General features: G+C 72.0%; 14 protein-coding genes and 1 pseudogene. 13 read left to right on the forward strand and 2 right to left on the reverse strand.

What is annotated here, in order from left to right; translation table 11 throughout:
- The first annotated feature begins 17 nt into the window (after positions 1 to 17).
- From GA0070616_RS02805 to GA0070616_RS02845, 9 genes and pseudogenes are all read left to right on the forward strand, one after another.
- Entirely contained in the window at positions 18 to 2,000 is a 1,983-nt protein-coding gene (locus GA0070616_RS02805; RefSeq protein WP_091075720.1) for a class I tRNA ligase family protein, read from the forward strand.
- A gap of 12 nt (positions 2,001 to 2,012) precedes the next feature.
- A complete protein-coding gene (locus GA0070616_RS02810; RefSeq protein ID WP_091075722.1) occupies positions 2,013 to 3,326 on the forward strand; it encodes an aspartate aminotransferase family protein in 1,314 nt (437 codons plus the stop codon).
- A 68-nt stretch (positions 3,327 to 3,394) separates the two neighbouring features.
- Positions 3,395 to 3,988, forward strand: coding sequence for a sigma-70 family RNA polymerase sigma factor (locus GA0070616_RS02815; RefSeq protein WP_091075725.1), 594 nt, complete (start codon positions 3,395 to 3,397; stop codon positions 3,986 to 3,988).
- Between the two features lie 20 nt (positions 3,989 to 4,008).
- On the forward strand, positions 4,009 to 5,043 hold the full coding sequence (locus GA0070616_RS02820) for a hydroxyacid dehydrogenase (protein WP_091075728.1): 1,035 nt from the start codon (positions 4,009 to 4,011) through the stop codon (positions 5,041 to 5,043).
- A complete protein-coding gene (locus tag GA0070616_RS02825) occupies positions 5,040 to 6,308 on the forward strand; it encodes an adenylosuccinate synthase (protein WP_091075732.1) in 1,269 nt (422 codons plus the stop codon). The genes GA0070616_RS02820 and GA0070616_RS02825 overlap by 4 nt, the downstream gene beginning before the upstream one ends.
- A gap of 22 nt (positions 6,309 to 6,330) precedes the next feature.
- Positions 6,331 to 6,900 (forward strand): phosphoribosylaminoimidazolecarboxamide formyltransferase, encoded by a 570-nt coding sequence (locus GA0070616_RS02830; RefSeq protein ID WP_091075736.1) that lies wholly within the window; start codon positions 6,331 to 6,333, stop codon positions 6,898 to 6,900.
- Complete coding sequence (locus GA0070616_RS02835) at positions 6,897 to 7,865, forward strand: PfkB family carbohydrate kinase (protein ID WP_091075739.1); 969 nt, start codon at positions 6,897 to 6,899, stop codon at positions 7,863 to 7,865. The genes GA0070616_RS02830 and GA0070616_RS02835 overlap by 4 nt, the downstream gene beginning before the upstream one ends.
- 379 nt (positions 7,866 to 8,244) lie before the next feature.
- A pseudogene (locus GA0070616_RS02840) lies at positions 8,245 to 8,691 on the forward strand (amidohydrolase family protein); the annotation flags it as partial.
- Positions 8,692 to 9,103: 412 nt separating this feature from the next.
- Entirely contained in the window at positions 9,104 to 10,528 is a 1,425-nt protein-coding gene (locus tag GA0070616_RS02845) for an MFS transporter (protein WP_175439965.1), read from the forward strand.
- Positions 10,529 to 10,586: 58 nt separating this feature from the next.
- Here GA0070616_RS02845 and GA0070616_RS02850 read toward each other — a convergent pair whose 3' ends face one another.
- Positions 10,587 to 11,630 carry a methyltransferase domain-containing protein gene (locus tag GA0070616_RS02850; RefSeq protein WP_091075743.1) on the reverse strand — a complete coding sequence of 348 codons (1,044 nt, stop codon included), beginning with the start codon at positions 11,628 to 11,630 and terminating at the stop codon, positions 10,587 to 10,589.
- 51 nt (positions 11,631 to 11,681) lie between these two features.
- Complete coding sequence (locus GA0070616_RS02855) at positions 11,682 to 12,992, reverse strand: flavin-containing monooxygenase (RefSeq protein WP_175439966.1); 1,311 nt, start codon at positions 12,990 to 12,992, stop codon at positions 11,682 to 11,684.
- A 202-nt stretch (positions 12,993 to 13,194) separates the two neighbouring features.
- On the opposite strand from GA0070616_RS02855, the gene GA0070616_RS02860 reads away from it, so the two are divergent.
- From GA0070616_RS02860 to GA0070616_RS02875, 4 genes are read left to right on the forward strand one after another with little or no spacing between them, the layout of a single operon-like run.
- Positions 13,195 to 14,622, forward strand: a complete 1,428-nt coding sequence (locus GA0070616_RS02860; RefSeq protein WP_091075750.1) for an aldehyde dehydrogenase family protein — start codon at positions 13,195 to 13,197, stop codon at positions 14,620 to 14,622.
- A 32-nt stretch (positions 14,623 to 14,654) separates the two neighbouring features.
- Positions 14,655 to 16,334, forward strand: coding sequence for a radical SAM protein (locus tag GA0070616_RS27945; RefSeq protein ID WP_175439967.1), 1,680 nt, complete (start codon positions 14,655 to 14,657; stop codon positions 16,332 to 16,334).
- Positions 16,335 to 16,353: 19 nt separating this feature from the next.
- Positions 16,354 to 17,664 (forward strand): FAD-dependent oxidoreductase, encoded by a 1,311-nt coding sequence (locus GA0070616_RS02870; protein ID WP_091075754.1) that lies wholly within the window; start codon positions 16,354 to 16,356, stop codon positions 17,662 to 17,664.
- Between the two features lie 47 nt (positions 17,665 to 17,711).
- Complete coding sequence (locus tag GA0070616_RS02875) at positions 17,712 to 18,446, forward strand: phosphorylase family protein (protein WP_175439968.1); 735 nt, start codon at positions 17,712 to 17,714, stop codon at positions 18,444 to 18,446.
- The last annotated feature ends 61 nt before the right edge of the window (positions 18,447 to 18,507 follow it).

Consider the following 18,507-nt stretch of genomic DNA (forward strand, 5'->3'; position numbering starts at 1 on the left):
ACGGAGAGGAAATCTCGATGATCGTCACCGGCATCCCGCGTTCGGTCGCGGACCTGAACGCGCCGGACTTCATGCGCAGTGCCCCGCCCGGCTGGACCACGGACGCACCGCCGCCGTTCGCGGTCACCCGGGTCACGCTACGCCCCGGCGAGATCACCGCCGCGCACAGCCACCACGACACCGAGGTGTGGATCATGCTGGCCGGGCACGGAGAGGTACGGTCGGACGGCCGGGTCGCGGCGGTGACGGCCGGGGACACCGTCACGCTGCCCCCGCTGGAACGGCACACGCTGCGCAACCTGGCGGACGACGAGCCGCTCACCTTCCTCAGCGTCTACTGGGAGGACATGCCGCGGCTGGCCGCCGCCCACGCCCCGCGCCGGGCCGCGTCGGTGGCGCGCGACGAGCGGCCCGTGCTGCTACTGCCGTCGTTCCCCACTCCGAACGGCGAACTGCATCTCGGACACATGGCCGGGCCCTACCTGGGCGCGGACTTCGCGCGGCGGGCGCTGCTCGCCGCCGGCACCCCCGCGCACCTGCTGCTGGGCACGGTCGGCCACCAGAGCCAGGTGGCCGCCGCGGCGCGCGCCGCCGGCGTGTCATTCCACACCCTGGCGGAACGCAACACCGACGGCATCATGGCCGGGCTACGGGCGGCGGGCATCGAGTGGGACGTGTTCGTCCGACCCCGCGACGAGGTCTACCCGGCGCTGGCCCGTCAGGTGTTCGAGCGGTTGCGCGACACCGGGGTGGTCGTCCGGCGGACCGTGCCGACGAACTTCTGCCCGGCGTGCGAGGTGTTCCTGTTCGAGGCGTTCGTGGCCGGTGCCTGCCCGCACTGCGGGTCACGGGACACCGCGGGCATCGAGTGCGAGAAGTGCGCACTGCCGTTCGCGGACGCCGACCTGGTCGACGCGTCCTGCGGCACGTGCGGCACGGCCGCCGAACACCGGCCGCTGGAGCGCTGGCTGATGCCGCTGGAACCCCTGCGGGACCGGCTCACGGCCTATCTCGCGTCGGTGCGGACCGGGCCGCGGATCGCCGCGTACGTCAGCCGCATCCTTGCCGGGCCGCTGCCGGACCTGCCGGTGAGCGTGGTCGCCGCCGACGGCATCGAACTGCCGGACAGCGGCGGGCAGCGGATGTACTCGGCGTTCGAGCTGGCCGCCCGGTTCCTCACCGCGGTCGACCGGCTGGCCCGCGATTCCGGCGCGGACGGCTGGCAGTCCTACCTGGATGAGCATCGGCCACGGACCGCGCTGTTCTTCGGCTTCGACAACGCGTACCTGCGCGCGGTGGTGTTCCCGGCGGTGCTGGGCGCGTTCACCGACCGGATCGACCTGCCGGAGACGCTGATCGGCAACGAGTTCTATCTGCTCAACGGCGCGAAGTTCTCCACCGGCCGCGGGCACGTGATCTGGGGCCGGGACGCCTTCGACGACAAGACCCAGGACCGGCTGCGGCTGTTCCTGGCGGCCACCCGGCCGGAGCACCGGCGCCGCAACTTCTCCACCGTCGACCACGACGCGTTCGTGCAGCGCGAACTGGTCGGCCGGCTGGACGACTGGCTGGCCGGGGTCGGCAAGCGGGTGGCCGGGCGGTTCGCCGGTCGCGCGCCCACCGCCGGCACCTTCTTCCCGGCCGCCGAGGAGTTCGCCGGCCGGATCGCCACCCTGCACACCGAGATCACCGCCGCACTGGCCCTCGACCGGTTCTCGCCGGCCGGCGCGGTCGCCGCCCTGCTGGCCTTCCTGAAGCCGGCGCGGCGGTTCGCCGAGGACGCCGAGGACCTGCTCACCGCGCCCGCGTTGGACGGCCCGGCGCGGACCTGTGTCGCCCTCGAACTGATGGCCGTGCGCAGCCTGGCCCAGGTGCTGCGACCGCTGGTGCCGGCCACCGCGGACCGACTCGCCGAGCAGATCGGCACCGTCGGGCCCACCGCCGAGCCGCGCTGGGTCACGCCCGGCACCCCCGTCCGTGTCAGCCCCCTGTTCTCCTGAGGAAGGACCCAGATGACCACCTCCGCGTACGATCTGCCCGGCGTCGCCACCGCCAGCACCGTCGCCTCGGCCGAGCTGAACCGGCGGGCCCGCGCGGTGATGCCGGGCGGGAACAGCCGCACCGCGGTCTACAGCAGCCCCTATCCGATCTACGTGCGGTACGGGCACGGCGCCCGGGTCGTCGACGTCGACGGCACCGAGCGGCTGGACTTCCTGAACAACAGCACCGCGCTGATTCACGGGCACGCGCACCCGACGATCGTGCGGGCGGTAGCCGAGGCGGCGGCACGGGGCACGTCGTTCGGGATGCCGACCGAGACCGAGGTTGCGTTCGCCGAGGCACTGACCGCCCGCAACGAGACGTTCGAGCACGTGCGGTTCACCAGCACCGGCACCGAGGCGGTGATGATGGCGGTGCAGGCGGCCCGCGCACACACGCTACGGCCGAAGCTGGCGAAGATCGCCGGGGCGTACCACGGCGCGTACGACGCGACGGCCATCAACAACGACGGCTCGGGATCGCTGATCACGCACGCCACCCTGGGCATCCCAGCCGGGGTCTCCGACAACACGGTGATCATCCCGTTCAACGATCCGGAGGGCGCGCTGGAGGTCCTCGGCCGGCACGCCGGTGAGCTGGCCGCGATCCTGATAGACCCGCTGCCGTGGCGGATCGGCCTGGTGCCCGCGTCCGCGGAGTACCTGGCCGCGCTGCGCGGGTTCTGCGACGAGCACGACGTGGTGCTGATCTCCGACGAGGTCGGCTCGTTCCGGATCGGGATGGGCGGCGCGATCGCCGAGTTCGGGTACGCCGCGGACCTCACCGTGCTGGGCAAGGTGATCGCCGGTGGCATGCCGATCGGCGCGGTCACCGGCCGCCGCGACGTGATGGCCGTGTTCGACCCGAGCGCCGGATCGCCGCCACTGCCGCACTCCGGCTCGTACAACGCGAACCCGGTAAGCATGAGCGCCGGCCTCGCGTCGCTGGCGCTGCTGACGAGCGACGAGATGGACCGGATCAACGGCCTCGGCGCGGACGTGCGGGACCGGATGCGGCAGATCCTGGCCGACCACACGCCGGGCGGCTGGACGGTCAACGGCAACGGATCACTGTTCCGGGTGCTCGGCCCGAACGCGACCGGTGCCGACGGCCGCCCGGTGAACGCGGTGAACCTGTTGTCCCGCGCGCTCCTGCGGCACGGCGTGCACATCGGTGACTCGGGGCTCGGCTGCGTGTCGACGGCGATGGAGCCGGACGACGTCGACGCGTTCGCGCGGGCGTTCACCGCCGCCGCCGACGACGTCAGGGCCTGCCTCGCGCAGTAGCTGAAGTCCCGTTGGTGTTCGTCCGGCCCGGGACCGGGCGGTCGATTCCCCGAGGAGGAACAAGCCCCATGGGTGGGACAGTGCAGGAATTCGAGAGCCATCGTCGCCGGCTCCTGGCGATCGCGTACCGCTGGGTGGGTTCCACGGTCGAGGCCGAGGACATCGTGTCGGAGGCGTGGATCCGGTGGCACCGGGTCTGCGACGTACGCGATCACGGTGCGGTGCTGTCCACCATCGTCACCCGGCTGTGCAGCGACCACCTCAAGTCGGCCCGGATCCGTCGGGAGAAGTGCAGCGGCACGACCCTGCCGGAGCCGGCCGGTCCGACCTCGGCCAGCCCGCAGCACAAGCTGGAACGCGACGAGGAGATCGCCCTGGTCGCCCGGCAACTGCTGGAACGGCTGAACCCGGCGGAACGGGCGGTCGTGGTGTTACGGCACGGCTTCGAGTACACCTATCGGGACGTCTCGGCGATCACCGGCATCCGCGAGGCGTCCTGCCGCAAGCTCTACAGCCGCGGGCGGGCCCGGCTCGCGGGTGACCGCCGGTTCCGGATCGAACCGGAGAAGCAGGCCGAGCTGGCCCACCGGCTGGTCGCGGCGAGCCGGTCCGGTGAACTGCACGCCCTGGAGCGGTTGCTGGCCGCGGACATCAAGAACTGACTTCCGAAGGAGTTCTGTCGATGCGTCTGAACGTCCTGATCGTCGGTGCCATGTACCACCCCGAGGCCGAGGAGCTGCTGGAGCGGCACTTCGCCGTGACCCGGGTCGAGCCGGAGGAGCTGGCCGCGTCGCCCGCCCTGCGCACCGCGCACGGGCTGGCGGTGCGCTACCCCACGCAGATCACCGCGGAGATCTTCGACGCGGCGCCGGAGCTGGTCGCGGTACTCTCCAGCGGGCGCGGCGTCGACAACATCGACATCGCGGCCGCGAGCAAGGCCGGGGTGGTGGTGGCCAACAATCCCGGCCTGGGTGGCCGACCGGTCTCCGAACACGCGCTGGGGCTGCTGCTGTCGGTCACCCGGGACCTGGGCGCGGTGGCCCGCGACGGGATGCCCGGTGCGTGGGAGAAGCGGCTCAGCACCCGGCGCGTCGAGCTCGGCGGCAAGACGCTGGGCATCGTCGGCTGCGGCAACGTGGGCGGCTGGATGGCCCGGCGCGCGTCGGCCGGTTTCCTGATGAACGTGCTCGCCTACGACCCGTACGTGTCCGCCGAGACCATCGCCGGGCACGGCGCGACCAAGGTGGACGACCTGCACGAGATGCTGGCTGCGTCCGATGTGGTCAGCTGCCATCCCGAGCTGAACGACGAGACCGAGAACATGTTCGACGACGACATGTTCGCCCGGATGAAGCGCGGCGCCTACTTCCTCAACACCTCGCGTGGTGCGGTGGTGGACACCGCCGCGCTGGTGCGGGCGCTCCGATCCGGACATCTCGCGGGCGCCGCGCTCGACGTCTACGACCAGGAGCCACCGCCGTCGGACAGCCCGTTGCTCGGCATCGACAGACTGGTCCTCAGCGCACACGTCGCCGACTTCACCGTGGAGACGAAGCACGCGCTGGCGATGTCGGGGGCCGGGCAGCTCGTCACCGCACTGAGCGGCGAAGCCCCGCCGCACGCCCTGAACCCGGAGATCTGGGGGCCCGCTTCGGCCCGCCTTACCGGGATACTGGCATCGACATCCGCACATGCACATCGGGAGGATTCACGTTGATCTCCACGGTCGTCGGTCTCAACTGGGGTGACGAGGGCAAGGGGAGGATGGTCGACTATCTGGCCGCTGACGCGGACATCGTCGGCCGATACCACGGCGGCAGCAACGCCGGGCACACCATTCAGCTCGACGAAGGCAGGTTCACCCTGCACAGCCTGCCCAGCAGCGTCTTTCGCCCCGGGGTGCGCAACGTGCTGGGCCCCGGCATGACCGTCGATCTGGACGGGCTGCTGGCCGAGATCGACCTGGTCACCCGGCACGGTGTGGACCCGTCCGGCATCCTGCTTTCCGGCAACGCCTCGATCTGCTTCCCGTTCCACCGCGATCTGGACGCGCACGAGGAGACCCGGCTGGGCCGCAACCAGTACGGCTCCACCAAGATGGGCATCTCCCCCGCCTACGGCGACCGGGTGATGAAGAAGACCCTGCTGGTGCGGGAACTCTTCGAGACCCGCCAGCTCGCGAGCCGGCTCTCGGCGGTGGTCGGGTGGGCGAACGTCCGGCTCGAGAAGATCTACGGCGAGCCCGGTTGGGACCTCAGGGACGCCGAGCGGTGGGCGGCGGACGTGCGGGAGCGGATCGAGCCCTACCTGAGCGACACCACCGCCGTGCTGACCCAGGCTGAGCAGGCCGACGCCAGCGTGCTCGCCGAGGGGCAGTTGGGCGCGCTGCGCGACATCTACTTCGGCATCTACCCGTTCTCCACGTCGTCCACCTGCCTAGCCGCGCACGCGCCGGTCGGCCTCGGGGTGCCGTGGGCCCGGGTGCGGCACACCGTCGGTGTCACCAAGGCGTTCTCCAGCTGCGTCGGCGCCGGGCCGTTCGTCACCGAGTTCGACGACGAGCGGGCCGCGTTCCTCCGCGACCGGTGGGGGGAGTTCGGCGCCACCACGAACCGGCCCCGGCGACTGGGCCACTTCGACGCGGTGGCGACCCGTTACGGCGTCGTCATGCAGGGCGCCGACGAGGTGGCGGTCACCAACCTCGACCAGTTGAGCGGCACCGGCGAGCTGAAGATCTGCACCGGCTACCGGATCGACGGCCGGGTCACGCCGGACTTCACCCCGTCGGTGGCGGCGCTGTCCGAGGCGGAACCGTGTTACGAGACCTTCGCCGGCTGGGACGCCGACATCACCGGGATCCGCACATACGACGACCTGCCGAAGCAGGCCCGCGCATACCTGGAGGCGATCGAGGCGCTGCTGCGCGTACCGGTCACCTACGTGTCGGTCGGCGCGCACCGCGACGCGCTCGTCACCCGCTGAACCCCCGCACGGAAGGAATCCGATGCTCGCAGTTCTGGCAGTAAGCGACAAACGTGACGTCGACCGGCTGGCCATGGGTCTGCTCGGGCTGGGCTGGGACGTGGTGGCCACCGAGGGCACCCGGCGGCTGCTGGCCGAACATGGCGTCGAGGTCGGGGCGGTGGCCGACTTGGCCGGCGTGCCCACGCTACTCGGCGGCCGGGTCAAGACGCTGACCGTGTCGCTGATGGGCGGCATCCTGGCCCGCGACGACCCCGCCGACCTGGCCGAGGTGGCCCAGCACGGCATCAGCCGGGTCGACCTGGTCGCCTGCAACTACTACCTCCTCCCGGAGCGAGCACCCCGGATGTCGTTCGAGGAGTTCCGGGAGAAGATCGACGTGGGCGGCCCGGCGATGCTGCGGGCCGCCGCGAAGAACTGCGCGCACGTGGTGCCGCTGAGCGACCCGGACGACTATCCGGTGGTGCTGAAGGAGCTGGCGGAGGGTGGGGTGAGCCCGGAACGCCGGATCGCGCTGGCGCGTAAGGCCTTCGACATCAGCGCCGCGTACGACGCGTCGATCAGCCGCCTGTTCGCCGCGGCGGGCACGTGACCCGCCACCCGGTCCTGGTCGGCACGGTCACCCTGGACGTGCTGCACGAGGGCCCGATCGGCTCCGGCCGTGCCCCGGTCACGCTGCGCTGGGGCGGCGTGATGAACAACATGGCGTGCGCGATGGGTGCCCGGGGCGCCGGTCCCGCGCTGGTGACCGCCGACTACACGGGCGAGCTGGCGTCCGCGGTCGCCACCCATCTGGTCGGCAACGGGGTGCGGTGGACGCCACTGCCCTTCGCGGCGCCGCTGCCGCTGTTCCACGCCGAGCTGGCCGACGGCTCGGTGCGGGAGAAATGGTTCATCGGCGGGGCGGCGATCGACGGGCTGGACCCGACCGCGCTGGCCGCCGGTCGGTTCCTGTTCGACACCGCGAGCGTGCTGATCGGCGGCACCGACGCCACGGCGCCCGCGCTGGACTGGCTGGCCGCCGAGGCAGCGGAGCGGGGCGTACCGTTCTGGCTGCTGTCCGCCGATCCGACCGAGACCGGCAAACTGCGGCCCGCCCGCCGCGACAACGACCTGACCGCGCTGAATCTGCTCGAGCTCGGCCGCTGGGCCGGCCGTCCGCTGGACTCGATGGTCGACGTGACCGCAGCCGCCACCGAGCTCGCCGGTGCCGGGCACTGCCTGGTGACGCTGGGCGGTCAGGGCGCGCTGCTGACCGGCCCGGACGGCACGTTCCGGCAGGCGCCGCCGTCGATCGACGACCCGACGCTCACCGTGGGAGCCGGTGACGTGCTCCTCGGCTGCCTGCTGACGGCCCACCTCGGCGGGCAGGACTGGCCAGCCGCGTTGCAGGAGGCGACCGAGCTCACCGGGGCGTTCCTGGCAGAGCCGGCATCGGCGGAACGGCCCTACCGGGTGCTGCGCGACGACCCGGGCCGGCGACCGCGCTTTACCCGCCCACGGGAGGTGCGGACCGGCACCTCCGGCGACGGCGCGGTCGACCTCCGAAAATGGTGAAGCCCAGGTCGATGACCTGGGCTTCTTCACCGAGCCGCCTGACGGAATCGAACCGTCGAATTACGCTTACCGTACGTCACAGTCCAGGGCTTGTCATTGACCACCAAAAGTTGTCGTTACCTGCGCAAACATGGTCCACAGCTTGTCGACGCCTGTCACCGCTTCACAGGGGTTTTCGGGGGTAAGCTTCTATAGCTGTCAAGGGTGGTTCCTTCCGTGGGCGGCGGCCAGGGTCCGGAAGAGCTGCCTGCTGATGTAGCGCTTGAGGTTGCGCATGACCTCGCGTTTGGTGCGGCCTTCGGTGGTGCGGCGGGTGACGTAGGCGCGGGTGCGGGGGTCGTTGCCCATGCGGACAAGGGCGACGGTGTAGAGGGCTCGGCTGGACTTCGCCCGACGCACCCCCGGCTGCCTGCCCTCGGCGACGTTCTTCCCGGAGCCGGAGGCGGGTACGTCGCCGACGCGCTGAGGGCCGGCGCCCGCCTGTTCAAGGTGCACGTCCAGGGTCGGTGGCTTCGCCCCGACCGACCCGGCGCTGGACCCGGTGTGGGGACTGCTCGCTGAGGCGGGCGTGCCGGTGGTGGTCCACGTCGGGCACGCGCCGGTGGGCACCGCGCACACCGGGCCGGACGGCTTCGCCGCCCTGATGGCCCGGCACCCCCGGCTCGCCGCGATCGTGGCGCACCTCGGCGCGCCCGACCACACCGCCTTCCTGGCCATGGCGCAACGGTACGAGCGGGTCCGGCTGGACACCACGATGGCGTTCACCCCGTTCTCCGACCGGCTCGTGCCGTTCCCCACCGCCGAACTGCCCCGGCTGCGCTGGCTGCGGACCGTCCGCCCGGAGGTCGGTCGGCACCGGCGGGGCACCACCGCGCGCCGGATCACCGGTCCGGCAGGGGCGGCCGGGCTGGCACTCCGGTTTGCCAGGTGTCCGAACGCGATGGCGCGCTTGAATGGCGGTCACGGGTTCGATCCGCCGACCGGGCAGCGTGGGCCGGCAGGGACGGTCCAGCCGAGCGGGCCGCCCGCCGCGCCCCGTCACCGGCCGGGGACCGACACGCACCGCGGGCGGACGACGTCACCCGCCGCCGCGGCACGGGCGGGCCGCGCGGCCGTGCCGGCCCGCCGGAACACCGACCGGATGTGCGGCTGCCCGGTCCGGTCCACCCCTGCCTCGGGCCCCGCGCCGTCGGGCCCGGCGCGGGACCACCAACCCCTCCTATCCGACGAGGTAACTCATGACCGTGACGACCAGGCTCGACAGATCCTCCTGGCGACCGATCCACACCCGCATCCTGCTCGCGCTGGGTGTCGGGTGGGCCCTGGACTCCTTCGAGGTGCAGATCATCGGCAGCGTGATCCGCCCGCTGGCCAAGGAGTTCGGACTGACCGACGCCGCCGGTGCGGTGCTGCCCTGGGCGCTGTCCACCACCTGGGTGGTGTGGTTCGTCGGACTGATGATCGGCGCCTCCGGCTTCGGCTGGTTGGCCGACCGGGTGGGCCGGAAGCGGCTCTTCGTGGCCACCCTGCTGGTCTACTCCCTGGCCGCCGTACTGACCGCCTTCTCCCCCAACTTCGCGGTCTTCCTGCTGTTCCGCTTCGTCACCGCGATGGGGGTGGGCGGGGAGTACTCGGCGATCACCTCGGCGATCACCGAGTTCGTGCCGGCCCGCAAGCGGGGCGCCGCGACCGCGGCCACGCTGAGCTTCTGGTCCATCGGGGGCATCGCCGCCGGCCTGATCGGCATCGGCTTCCTCAACGGGCTCATCGCCCGTCAGGTCACCGTCGGCGGCGTCGACCTGGCCGGTTGGCGGCTCTGCCTGCTCGCCGGGGCCCTCGCCGCCGGGTACGCCCTGATCGCGCGGCGGGCGATTCCGGAGTCACCCCGCTGGCTAGCCGCCCAGGGCCGCCGGGTGGAGGCCGACGCCATCGTCACCAGGATCACGGGCCTGCCCGACGACGGCTCGGACCCGGTGGGCGTCGACGTGCGGCGGTCGTTCCGGTCACAGCTGGCCGAGCTGTGGCGGGGTTGGCGCGGCCGACTGGTCTACGGCATGGTGCTGGAGTTCTGCGCCACCGGCGCCTACTACGGCCTGTTCACCTTCTTCGGCGCGTACGTGCTGGTGAAGGGGCAGGTGGAGGTCGCCGACGGCACCGTGCCGTTCTACTACCTGATCGGCAACGTCGGCGCGCTGGTCGGCGGGCTGAGCGTGGCCGCCGTCATCGACCGGGCCGGCCGCCGGTACACGGTGCTGGTGGCGTACGGCACGGCTGCCGTCTCGGTGTTGCTGCTGGCCCTCGCGGCGCTCACGCGGTCGCCCGGGTTGACCCTGGTGGCGTTCACGCTCTGCGTCTTCGCCGCGACGTGTTCCTGGATCTCGGCCTACACCACCTTCGCCGAGCTCTTCCCCACCGAACTGCGGGCCACCGGGGTCGGGGTCTCGGTCTCCGCGGGGCGGATCGGTGGCATGGTGGGTGTGGTCGGCCTGTCGTACACGGTGGGGGGTCTGGGGCTGGTCACGGCCTTCGCGCTGCTCGCCGCCTTCTTCGCGCTCGGCGCCCTGGCCTCGGTGGTCTGGGGTAGCCTCCGGGGCCCGGAGGGCCGGGGGATGTCCCTGGACGACCTTTCCCCGTCGCTGGCGCTGCCCACCGCGAGGTCCTAGTTGCCGTCGCTGCCCTGCCGGACGTGCCCGGTGCGTACTGCACCGGGCACGTCCGCGTTCAGCAGCAGGCCGCTGCGGTGGACTCGCCGGACGCCGGCCCGGCGGGGGCGCAGGGGAAGAGCCCGAAGTGGGTCGTCCGGTCACCGATCACCTCGAAGTGGGCCGCGTAGCGCGTGCCGGCGAGCATGTCGGCGGTGTTGCCGCACACCGGCACCGGCTTGTTCGCGGGGAACCGGTGGTGGTCGTCGAGGTCGAACGCGTGCGGGTGGAGCGGCAGCGATCCGCGATAGGTGGCGATCTGCCCGTAGTCCTCGCAGCGGTCCTCGAAGGGCAGCTTGAAGGCGCGGATGGTCCGGGAGGAGAACGTGATGAAGCCGATCCGGTGTTCGATGTCCGGGTTGCTCACCGTGAGCGGAGAGCTGCTGACCGCCCGGACGTCGGCGCAGCCCACGTCGGCCATGATCCGCCGGAAGTCCTCGGTGTAGAGGGCTCCGCCCAGACACTCACCGAGGAGCACCGGATCGGTGGTGAGCGGCGCGGGAACGCGGCGGTCGGCGAAGACGTCGGAGAAGTAGAGTTCCCCACCGGGGCGCAGCACCCGCATGATCTCCTGGAACACGCGGGGCTTGTCCGGGGAGAGGTTGAGCACGCAGTTCGACACCACCAGGTCCACCGACCCGTCGGCGATGCCGACGTCGCGCAGGTCCTCGATGTAGCCTTGGCGGAACTCCACGTTCGCGTAGCCGAAACGCTCGGCGTGGTAATCGAGATGGCGGCGGGCCACGGCGAGTTGTTCGTCGGTCATGTCGACGCCGATGACCCGACCGCCCGCCCCGACCAGCTGCGACAGCACGTAGACGTCCCGGCCGCTGCCACAGCCGAGATCGAGCACGGTCAATCCCTCCAGGGCCGGCGGGATCGGTGACCCGCACCCGTAGAACCGGGACAGCACCTCGTCGTGCACGTTCCGCAGCGCCTCCGTGACGTGCCGCGGTGGCGCCTGATCGATGCAGCACGCCGACGTCTGCAGGTCGGCCGAGGACTTCAGCACCCTGCCGTAGTAGTCCTTGACCGACTCGGGGACGGACAGATCCGTAGGCAATGTGGTCTCCCATCGGTGGCGGCCGGGCCGTCGGACCCGGCCGGAGCACCCTTACCGGGCGGGTCCGCCGGCTTGGTGCAGCAGCTTCCGCAGCAACCGGGTGTAGCTGCGGTCCTTGAACAACCACTCGCGGTCCGGTCCGTTGCCCAGGGCCGGGGTGAACGGCCGGGGCATCAGCCCGTGCGTCAACGGAGAGGCGTCGCCGGCCAGCACCGACCGCAGGTGCCGGGCGACCAACTGGGCCTGGACGTCCAGGGTGGAGAAGGAGCCCAGGGCGTCGACCAGGCCGATGGCGACCACGTCGTCACGGTCCGGGTGGAACATGTTCAGCCACAACCGGGGCCGCCCCTGCTCGTCGCCGTTGAGTTGTGCGCGGACGTCGAGGAACGGCAGGCTCACCCGGTAGCCGGTACCCCAGATGACAACGTCCGCCTGGGTCTTCGTACCGTCGGTGAAGGCCACCGTGGAACCGCTCAGCTCGGTCACCGGGGGCACCACCCGGATGTCGCCGTGCCCGATGTGGTAGGGCACCAGCGAGTTGACGACCGGCTGCCGGGCGTAGAGCCGGTGGGTGGGTGCGGGCAGCCCGAACGCCTCGGGGGTGCCGGCGAGCTTGCGGATCAGGCGCTCCTCGATCCCGGTCCGCACCCCCTCCGGCAGCCGGGAGGTCAGCCACTCGGCACCGCCCTTGCTGAGCTGGTCCACCGGCTTGCCCATCAGGTACTTCGGGATGATCTGGTTGCCGGTGCGGACGCTGAGCATGACCTCGGCGCCGGCGTAGAGCGCGTCGACGGCGATGTCGCAGGCGGTGTTGCCCAGGCCGACCACCACCACCCGCTGACCGGCCAGGAACTCCGGGGTGTCGTAACTGGCCGCGTGCATGACTGTGCCGTCGAACCCGTCGTGCGGCACGTCGGGGCAGGCGGGCTCCCAGTGGTGTCCGCTCGCGATCACCAACGCCGCGTAGTCGACCTCCCGCCCGTCGTCGAAGGCGCATCGCCACCCGCCGCCATCGCGCGGTACCGCCGCGGTGACCTCGCGGCCGAACGTGACGTGTTCCAGCAGCCCGTGGTGCGCGGTGAACCGGTCGAGGTAGTCGAGCACCTGCCGGTGACCGGGATAGTCGGGGTAGTCCGCCGGCATGGGGAAGTCGGGCAGCGCCGTGCTGTACTTCGAGGAGATGAGGTGCGCCGAGTGGTAGACACCGCCGTACCGCGGATCGCGCCGCCACAGCCCACCCGCCGCGGCCCGACGCTCCACCACCTCGACGGCCAACCCCTCGGCCAGGAGCCGGCGGGTGGCGAGCAGGCCCGCGACGCCCGCTCCGACGACACAGATCGGTTCCCTCGACGCTGCCGGCACGCGTCCTCCTCCTCCGTGCGGGATCGATCGACCCAGCAAAGCCGTGGTCGGCCCATCTCGGAGCACTCGACCGGCTACCCCAATCAGCGCGGAACGAGTGCCAAGTGGCGACGCACGGCCACTGCCCGGCTGTCGGGGTGGCTGGACGCAGGCACCATTCGGTCACCGTCCGACCGGCACCGTCGTGTCAGTGTCGGCGGACATGGAAGCGCCAACACTGGACCACTTCGTCGCGGGCCAGCCCTTCCCCGGGGAGCCCGTCGAGGTGGTCACCCTGCACGACCCGGCGACCGGGCAGCCCTACGCGACCGCCCCGGTCGGCAGGTCCGCGGAGGTGGACCGGGCCTGCCGCTCCGCTGCCCTGGCGTTTCCCCGGTGGCGGGACACCACACCGGCCGTCCGGCAACGCGCCCTGCTGGCCCTGGCCGACGCGATCGAAGGCCGGGCCGAGGAACTGGCGATGGCGGAGGTCCGCAACACCGGCAAACCACGGCGTCAGATGATCTCCGACGAGTTGCCGTCCGTCGTGGACTGTCTACGGTTCTACGCCGGTGTTCTCCGGCACGGCGAGACGGCCGCCACCGGCGAGTACGTCCCGGACCACACCTCGATGCTGCGCCGGGAACCCGTCGGCGTCGTCGCGGCGATCACACCGTGGAACTACCCCCTGATGATGGCGATCTGGAAGGTCGCCCCGGCGCTCGCCGCCGGAAACACGGTGGTGCTCAAGCCCGCCGAGACCACCCCGGTCACTCCCCTGATGCTGGCCGAGATCGCCGCCGAGGTGCTGCCGCCGGGGGTGCTCAACGTCGTCTGCGGTGACCGCGAGACCGGGCGGCTGCTGGTCCGGCACCCGATCCCCGCGCTGGTCGCCTTCACCGGGTCGGTGGAAGGGGGCCGGGATGTCGCGACGGCCGCGGGCAGTGGGCTCAAACGGGTCCATCTGGAACTCGGCGGCAAGGCACCGGTCCTGGTCTTCGACGACGTCGTGCAGGACCCGGACACCTGGCGGCGGGTGGTGGGGGCGGCGTTCTTCAACGCCGGGCAGTCCTGCACCGCGGCGACCCGGGTGCTCGCCCCGCGCTCGTGTCACGACGAGGTGGTCTCACGGCTTGCCGAGGCGGCAGAAGCGACCGAGGTGGGCCCGGACGGCGTCTACGGCGCGCTCAACGGTGCGGAGCAGCTGGCGCGGGTGAGCGCGCTGGTGGACGGGCGCGGGCCGGGGACCGAGGTGGTCGCCGGGGGCTCGGCGCTGCGCCGCCCCGGGTTCTACTACGCCCCGACGGTGATCGCCGGGGTGCGCCCCGACGAGGAGCTCGCCACCCGGGAGGTGTTCGGTCCGGTGATCACCGTGGAGGCGGGCACCGACGAGGACGCGCTGGTGGAGCTCGCCAACGCCAGCCGGTACGGCCTGGCCGCCAGCGTGTGGACGGCCGACCACCGGCGCGCGATGCGACTGGTCCGCCGGCTGGACTACGGCACCGTGTGGATCAACTGCCACTCGGTGCTGGCCAGCGAGATGCCCCATGGCGGGGTGCGCGACTCGGGGTACGGCGTCGACCTGTCCGGCCACGCGCTGGACGGTTACCAGCGACTCAAGCACGTCCTGACGGCGCTCGGTCAGAGCTGAGACGTCGCCGACCAGCCAGCGGAGGGAAGACCATGACCAGGATCGCCATCTGTGGGGGTGTGTACTCCAACCCGTATGCGCTGCGGGCCTTCGTGGCCGACGCGCGCGCCAAGGGCGCCGACCGGTTGTGGTGCCTCGGCGACTTCGGCGGCTACGGCGCGGAGCCGGAGGAGATCTGGACGCTGCTGCGCGGGAACGACATCGAGTGCATCGCGGGCAACTACGAGGTGGCGATCGGACGCGGGGACCCGGACTGCGGCTGCGGCTACCGCGACCCCCGCGACAACGAGTACGCGCAGCTCATGTACGACTACACCCGCACCCACACCAGCGCCGGTTACGCGGCCTGGATGCGGTCGCTGCCCACCGAGCGGCGGGAACGCGTCGACGGCGTGGACGTGCACCTGGTGCACGGCTCGACGCTGCAGCTCAACGACTTCTGGTGGGAGTCGCTGACCGACCAGGAGCACCGGGAGCGGGTCGCCGCGAGCGGAGCGGACGTCATCTGCTGCACCCACTCCGGCATCCCGTGGACCCGGCGGATCGACGGGACCCTGGTGGTCAACGTCGGCGTGCTGGGCCGCCCGGCCAACGACGGCCGGCAGGAGGTCTGGTACGCCCTGCTCGACGTCGTCGACGGCGCCGCCGAGGCGACCCTGGTGCCGTTGGCGTACGACTGGCGGGCGCACGCCGCATCGATGCGCGCCGCCGGGCTGCCGGAGGCGTTCGTGGAGACGGTGGAGACCGGCTGGTGGACGACCTGCCTGGAGATCGTGCCGCCACAGGAGCGCAGTCACGGTCGATTCCAGCTCTACCGCAGTGCCCTGCCGGACGAGTTCGGAGCCGCGGAGGTCAGCTGGGCCGACGCGCCGGATACGGTGGACGACGGCCGGCCGGTGGTGGAGTTGTTCGGCACCGCCCTCTTCCCGCCCCGGCTCTGGCTCTACACCAACTTCCACTGCAACCTGAAGTGCTGGTACTGCTCGGTCGCCTCGCATCCGAAGGCCCGGCCTCGGGAGATCAGCGGGGAGCGCTACCGGGAGCTGGTGGACGAGGCGGTCGCGGAGGGTTTCACCGAGCTGTACGTCACCGGGGGTGAGCCTTTCCTGCGCGCGGACGTCGTGGAGCTGCTGGAGTACGCCAGCGAGCGGATCGCCACGGTGGCGTTGACCAACGGGCTGCTCTACAAGGGCCGGCGGCGTACCGAACTGGCCCGGCTGGCGCACCGGCCGAACCTGATCCTGCAGACGTCGATCGACGGCGCCCGGGCCGAGACCCACGACCGCAACCGGGGCGAGGGCAGCTGGGTGCGGGCGATGGAGGGCATCGAGATCGCCCAGTCACTGGGTATGCCGGTACGGGTCGGGATGACCGAGACGGCGCAGAACCAGGACGAGGTACCGCTGCTGCGCGAGCTGCTGCGCCAACGGGGGATCGTCGGGGCGAACTTCGCCGTACGGCCGCTGGTGCGGCGCGGACACTCCGACACCGGCGTGGAGATCGACGACCAGAACACGGTGCCGGAGCTGGCGGTCACCGCCGACGGCTGGCACTGGCACCCTGCCGGTGCCGACCTGGCCACCAGCCCGGACATGCTGCTCGGCCCGTCGGAGATCTCGATGCGCGAGGCCAAGCGCCGGGCGGTGGAACGTTTCCTGGTGCGACGGCAGTCCGACGGGTCGCTGCCGCAGATCTACCACTGCGCCGTCTGATTCCGCGAGGAGGCCGAGCATGAACGTCGACCAGCCGCACGACCTGTCCGCCGCCGAGCCGGGGGTGGTGGACACCGGCGACGACGCGCCGGCGGGGATGGACCCGGAGGTGGCGCTCGCCGCGGTACGCGCCGGAGTGGCGATCATCGGCGCCGGTCCGGTCGGGCTTGCCGCCGCGCTCGCCGCCGCCGACGCCGGCTGGCCGTTCACCGTCTACGAGAGCGGCTCGGGCGTGGGCGGCAACGTGCGCCGATGGGGGCACGTGCGGCTCTTCACGCCGTGGTCGATGAACGTGTCCGAACCGATGGCCCGGCACCTGACGGCGGCCGGGCACCCGGTGCCGGACGACGCCGACACCTGCCCGACCGGGGCGGAGCTGGTCACCCGGCTACTCGAACCACTCGCCAGCCTGCCCGCCCTGGCCGGGCGGATCGAGCTCGGCACCACCGTCCTGGCTGTCGGCCGGGAAGGGCTGCTCAAGCACGAAGAGATCGGCACCGACCAGCGGGCGGCACACCCCTTCCGGATACTGGTGCGGCGGGCCGACGGGACGACCGACGTGGTCCGGGCCGGGCTGGTGATCGACTGCACCGGCAACTACGCCACCCCCAACTCCACGGGCGACGGCGGGGTGCCCGCCCCGGGCGAGGAGGAGGCGGGCGACCGGATCGTCCGTCAACTGCCCGACGTCGCGGGTGACCCGGACGGGTGGGCGGGCCGGAGCGTCCTGCTCGTCGGGGCGGGCAAATCCGCTCAGACGGCGGCCCGTGACCTTGCCGCGCTGACGGCCGCGGCGCCGGACACCCGGGTCCACTGGGCGGTGCGCGGCACGCAGCCGGGCTGGGGGGCGGTGGACGACGACCCGCTGCCGGAGCGGCAGGCCCTGGTGGAGTCGTCGAACCGGCTGGCGGAGGGTGCCCAACCGGGATTCCAGGTTCTCACGGGCGTCCGGGTGGACGCGTTCCGACCGGTCGGCGACCGGTTGGGGGTACGTCTCACCGGTGCCGCCGACCTCGAGCTGCAGGTGGACCGGGTCCTCTCGCTGACCGGGCACGTACCGGACCCGACGCTGCACCGCCAACTCCAGGTGCACGAGTGCTACGCCACGGCGGCGCCGATCGCACTCGCCGCCGAACTGCTCGGCGAGGAGGCGGGTGACTGCCTCGCGCAGGCCAGTCACGGGGTGAACGTGCTGCGCAACCCGGAGCCCAACTACTTCATCCTCGGCGCGAAGTCCTACGGCCGGAACTCCCAGTTCCTGCTCCGGGTCGGCTACGAGCAGGTGGCCGAGGTGGCGGGCGCGTACCCTGCGCCGGCGAGGCTGGGATGACCCGACCGGCAGATCCACCGGGTGCGCCACCGAGAAGCCGGCGAACCATGGACCAGGACTGGTGGACGGTGCTGGGGCTGGCTCCGGCCGAGCTGCCCGCTCTGCTGGTCGTCGAGGGATCGTGGTGGCGGCGGGACCGGGAACGGCAGCGGTTGGCCCTGCTCGACGAGGTGCGGGAGCTGGCGGCGCCGGACTGGTGGTGGGGCCGCCACCGGGGTGTGCCGGTGGTGTACGCCTGCGTGTACGGAGCAGCCCGGACGGTCGAGCCGGTACACGTCCTGGGCCAGCTCGGTACGCCGACGGTGGTGCAGCTCGGCTCCTGCGGCGCGTTGCTTCCCGGGCTGGCACCGGGTCACCTGGTCGTACCGTCCCGGGTGCTGGTGGCGGAGGGTGCCTCCACCTTCTACGGTGGCTGGCACGCCGCCGTGCCGACGCTGGACCTGGCCGGGCGGCTCGCCAGAGTGGCGACGGCTGCCGGGCACACCCTCCACCGCGGGACCACGGTCAGCACCGAGGTGTTGCTGCGCCAGCCGATCGAACTCGTCGAAGGATGGGTGCGCCGGGGCGCCGTCGCGGTTGACATGGAGTCCTCGGCCACCCTCAACGCCGCCCGCTGGTGCGGCATGCGCGCGGCGGCGCTGCTGCACGTCTGGGACGACGTGGTCGGCGGACGGTCGTGGACGCAGCCGCTGCCGCCGCGTGAGGCGGCCCGCCGCGAGGCCGCCGAGCAGGCCCAGTTCGCGCTGGCCCTGGAAGCCGCCCTGGGCACCGCGTCGCGCTGACCGGTCGGCCGTCGCGCTGACCGGTCGGCCGTCGCGCTGACCGGTCGGCCGTCGCGCTGAC

It is taken from the genome of Micromonospora nigra, assembly GCF_900091585.1.
GTDB classification, from domain to species: Bacteria; Actinomycetota; Actinomycetes; order Mycobacteriales; family Micromonosporaceae; genus Micromonospora; species Micromonospora nigra.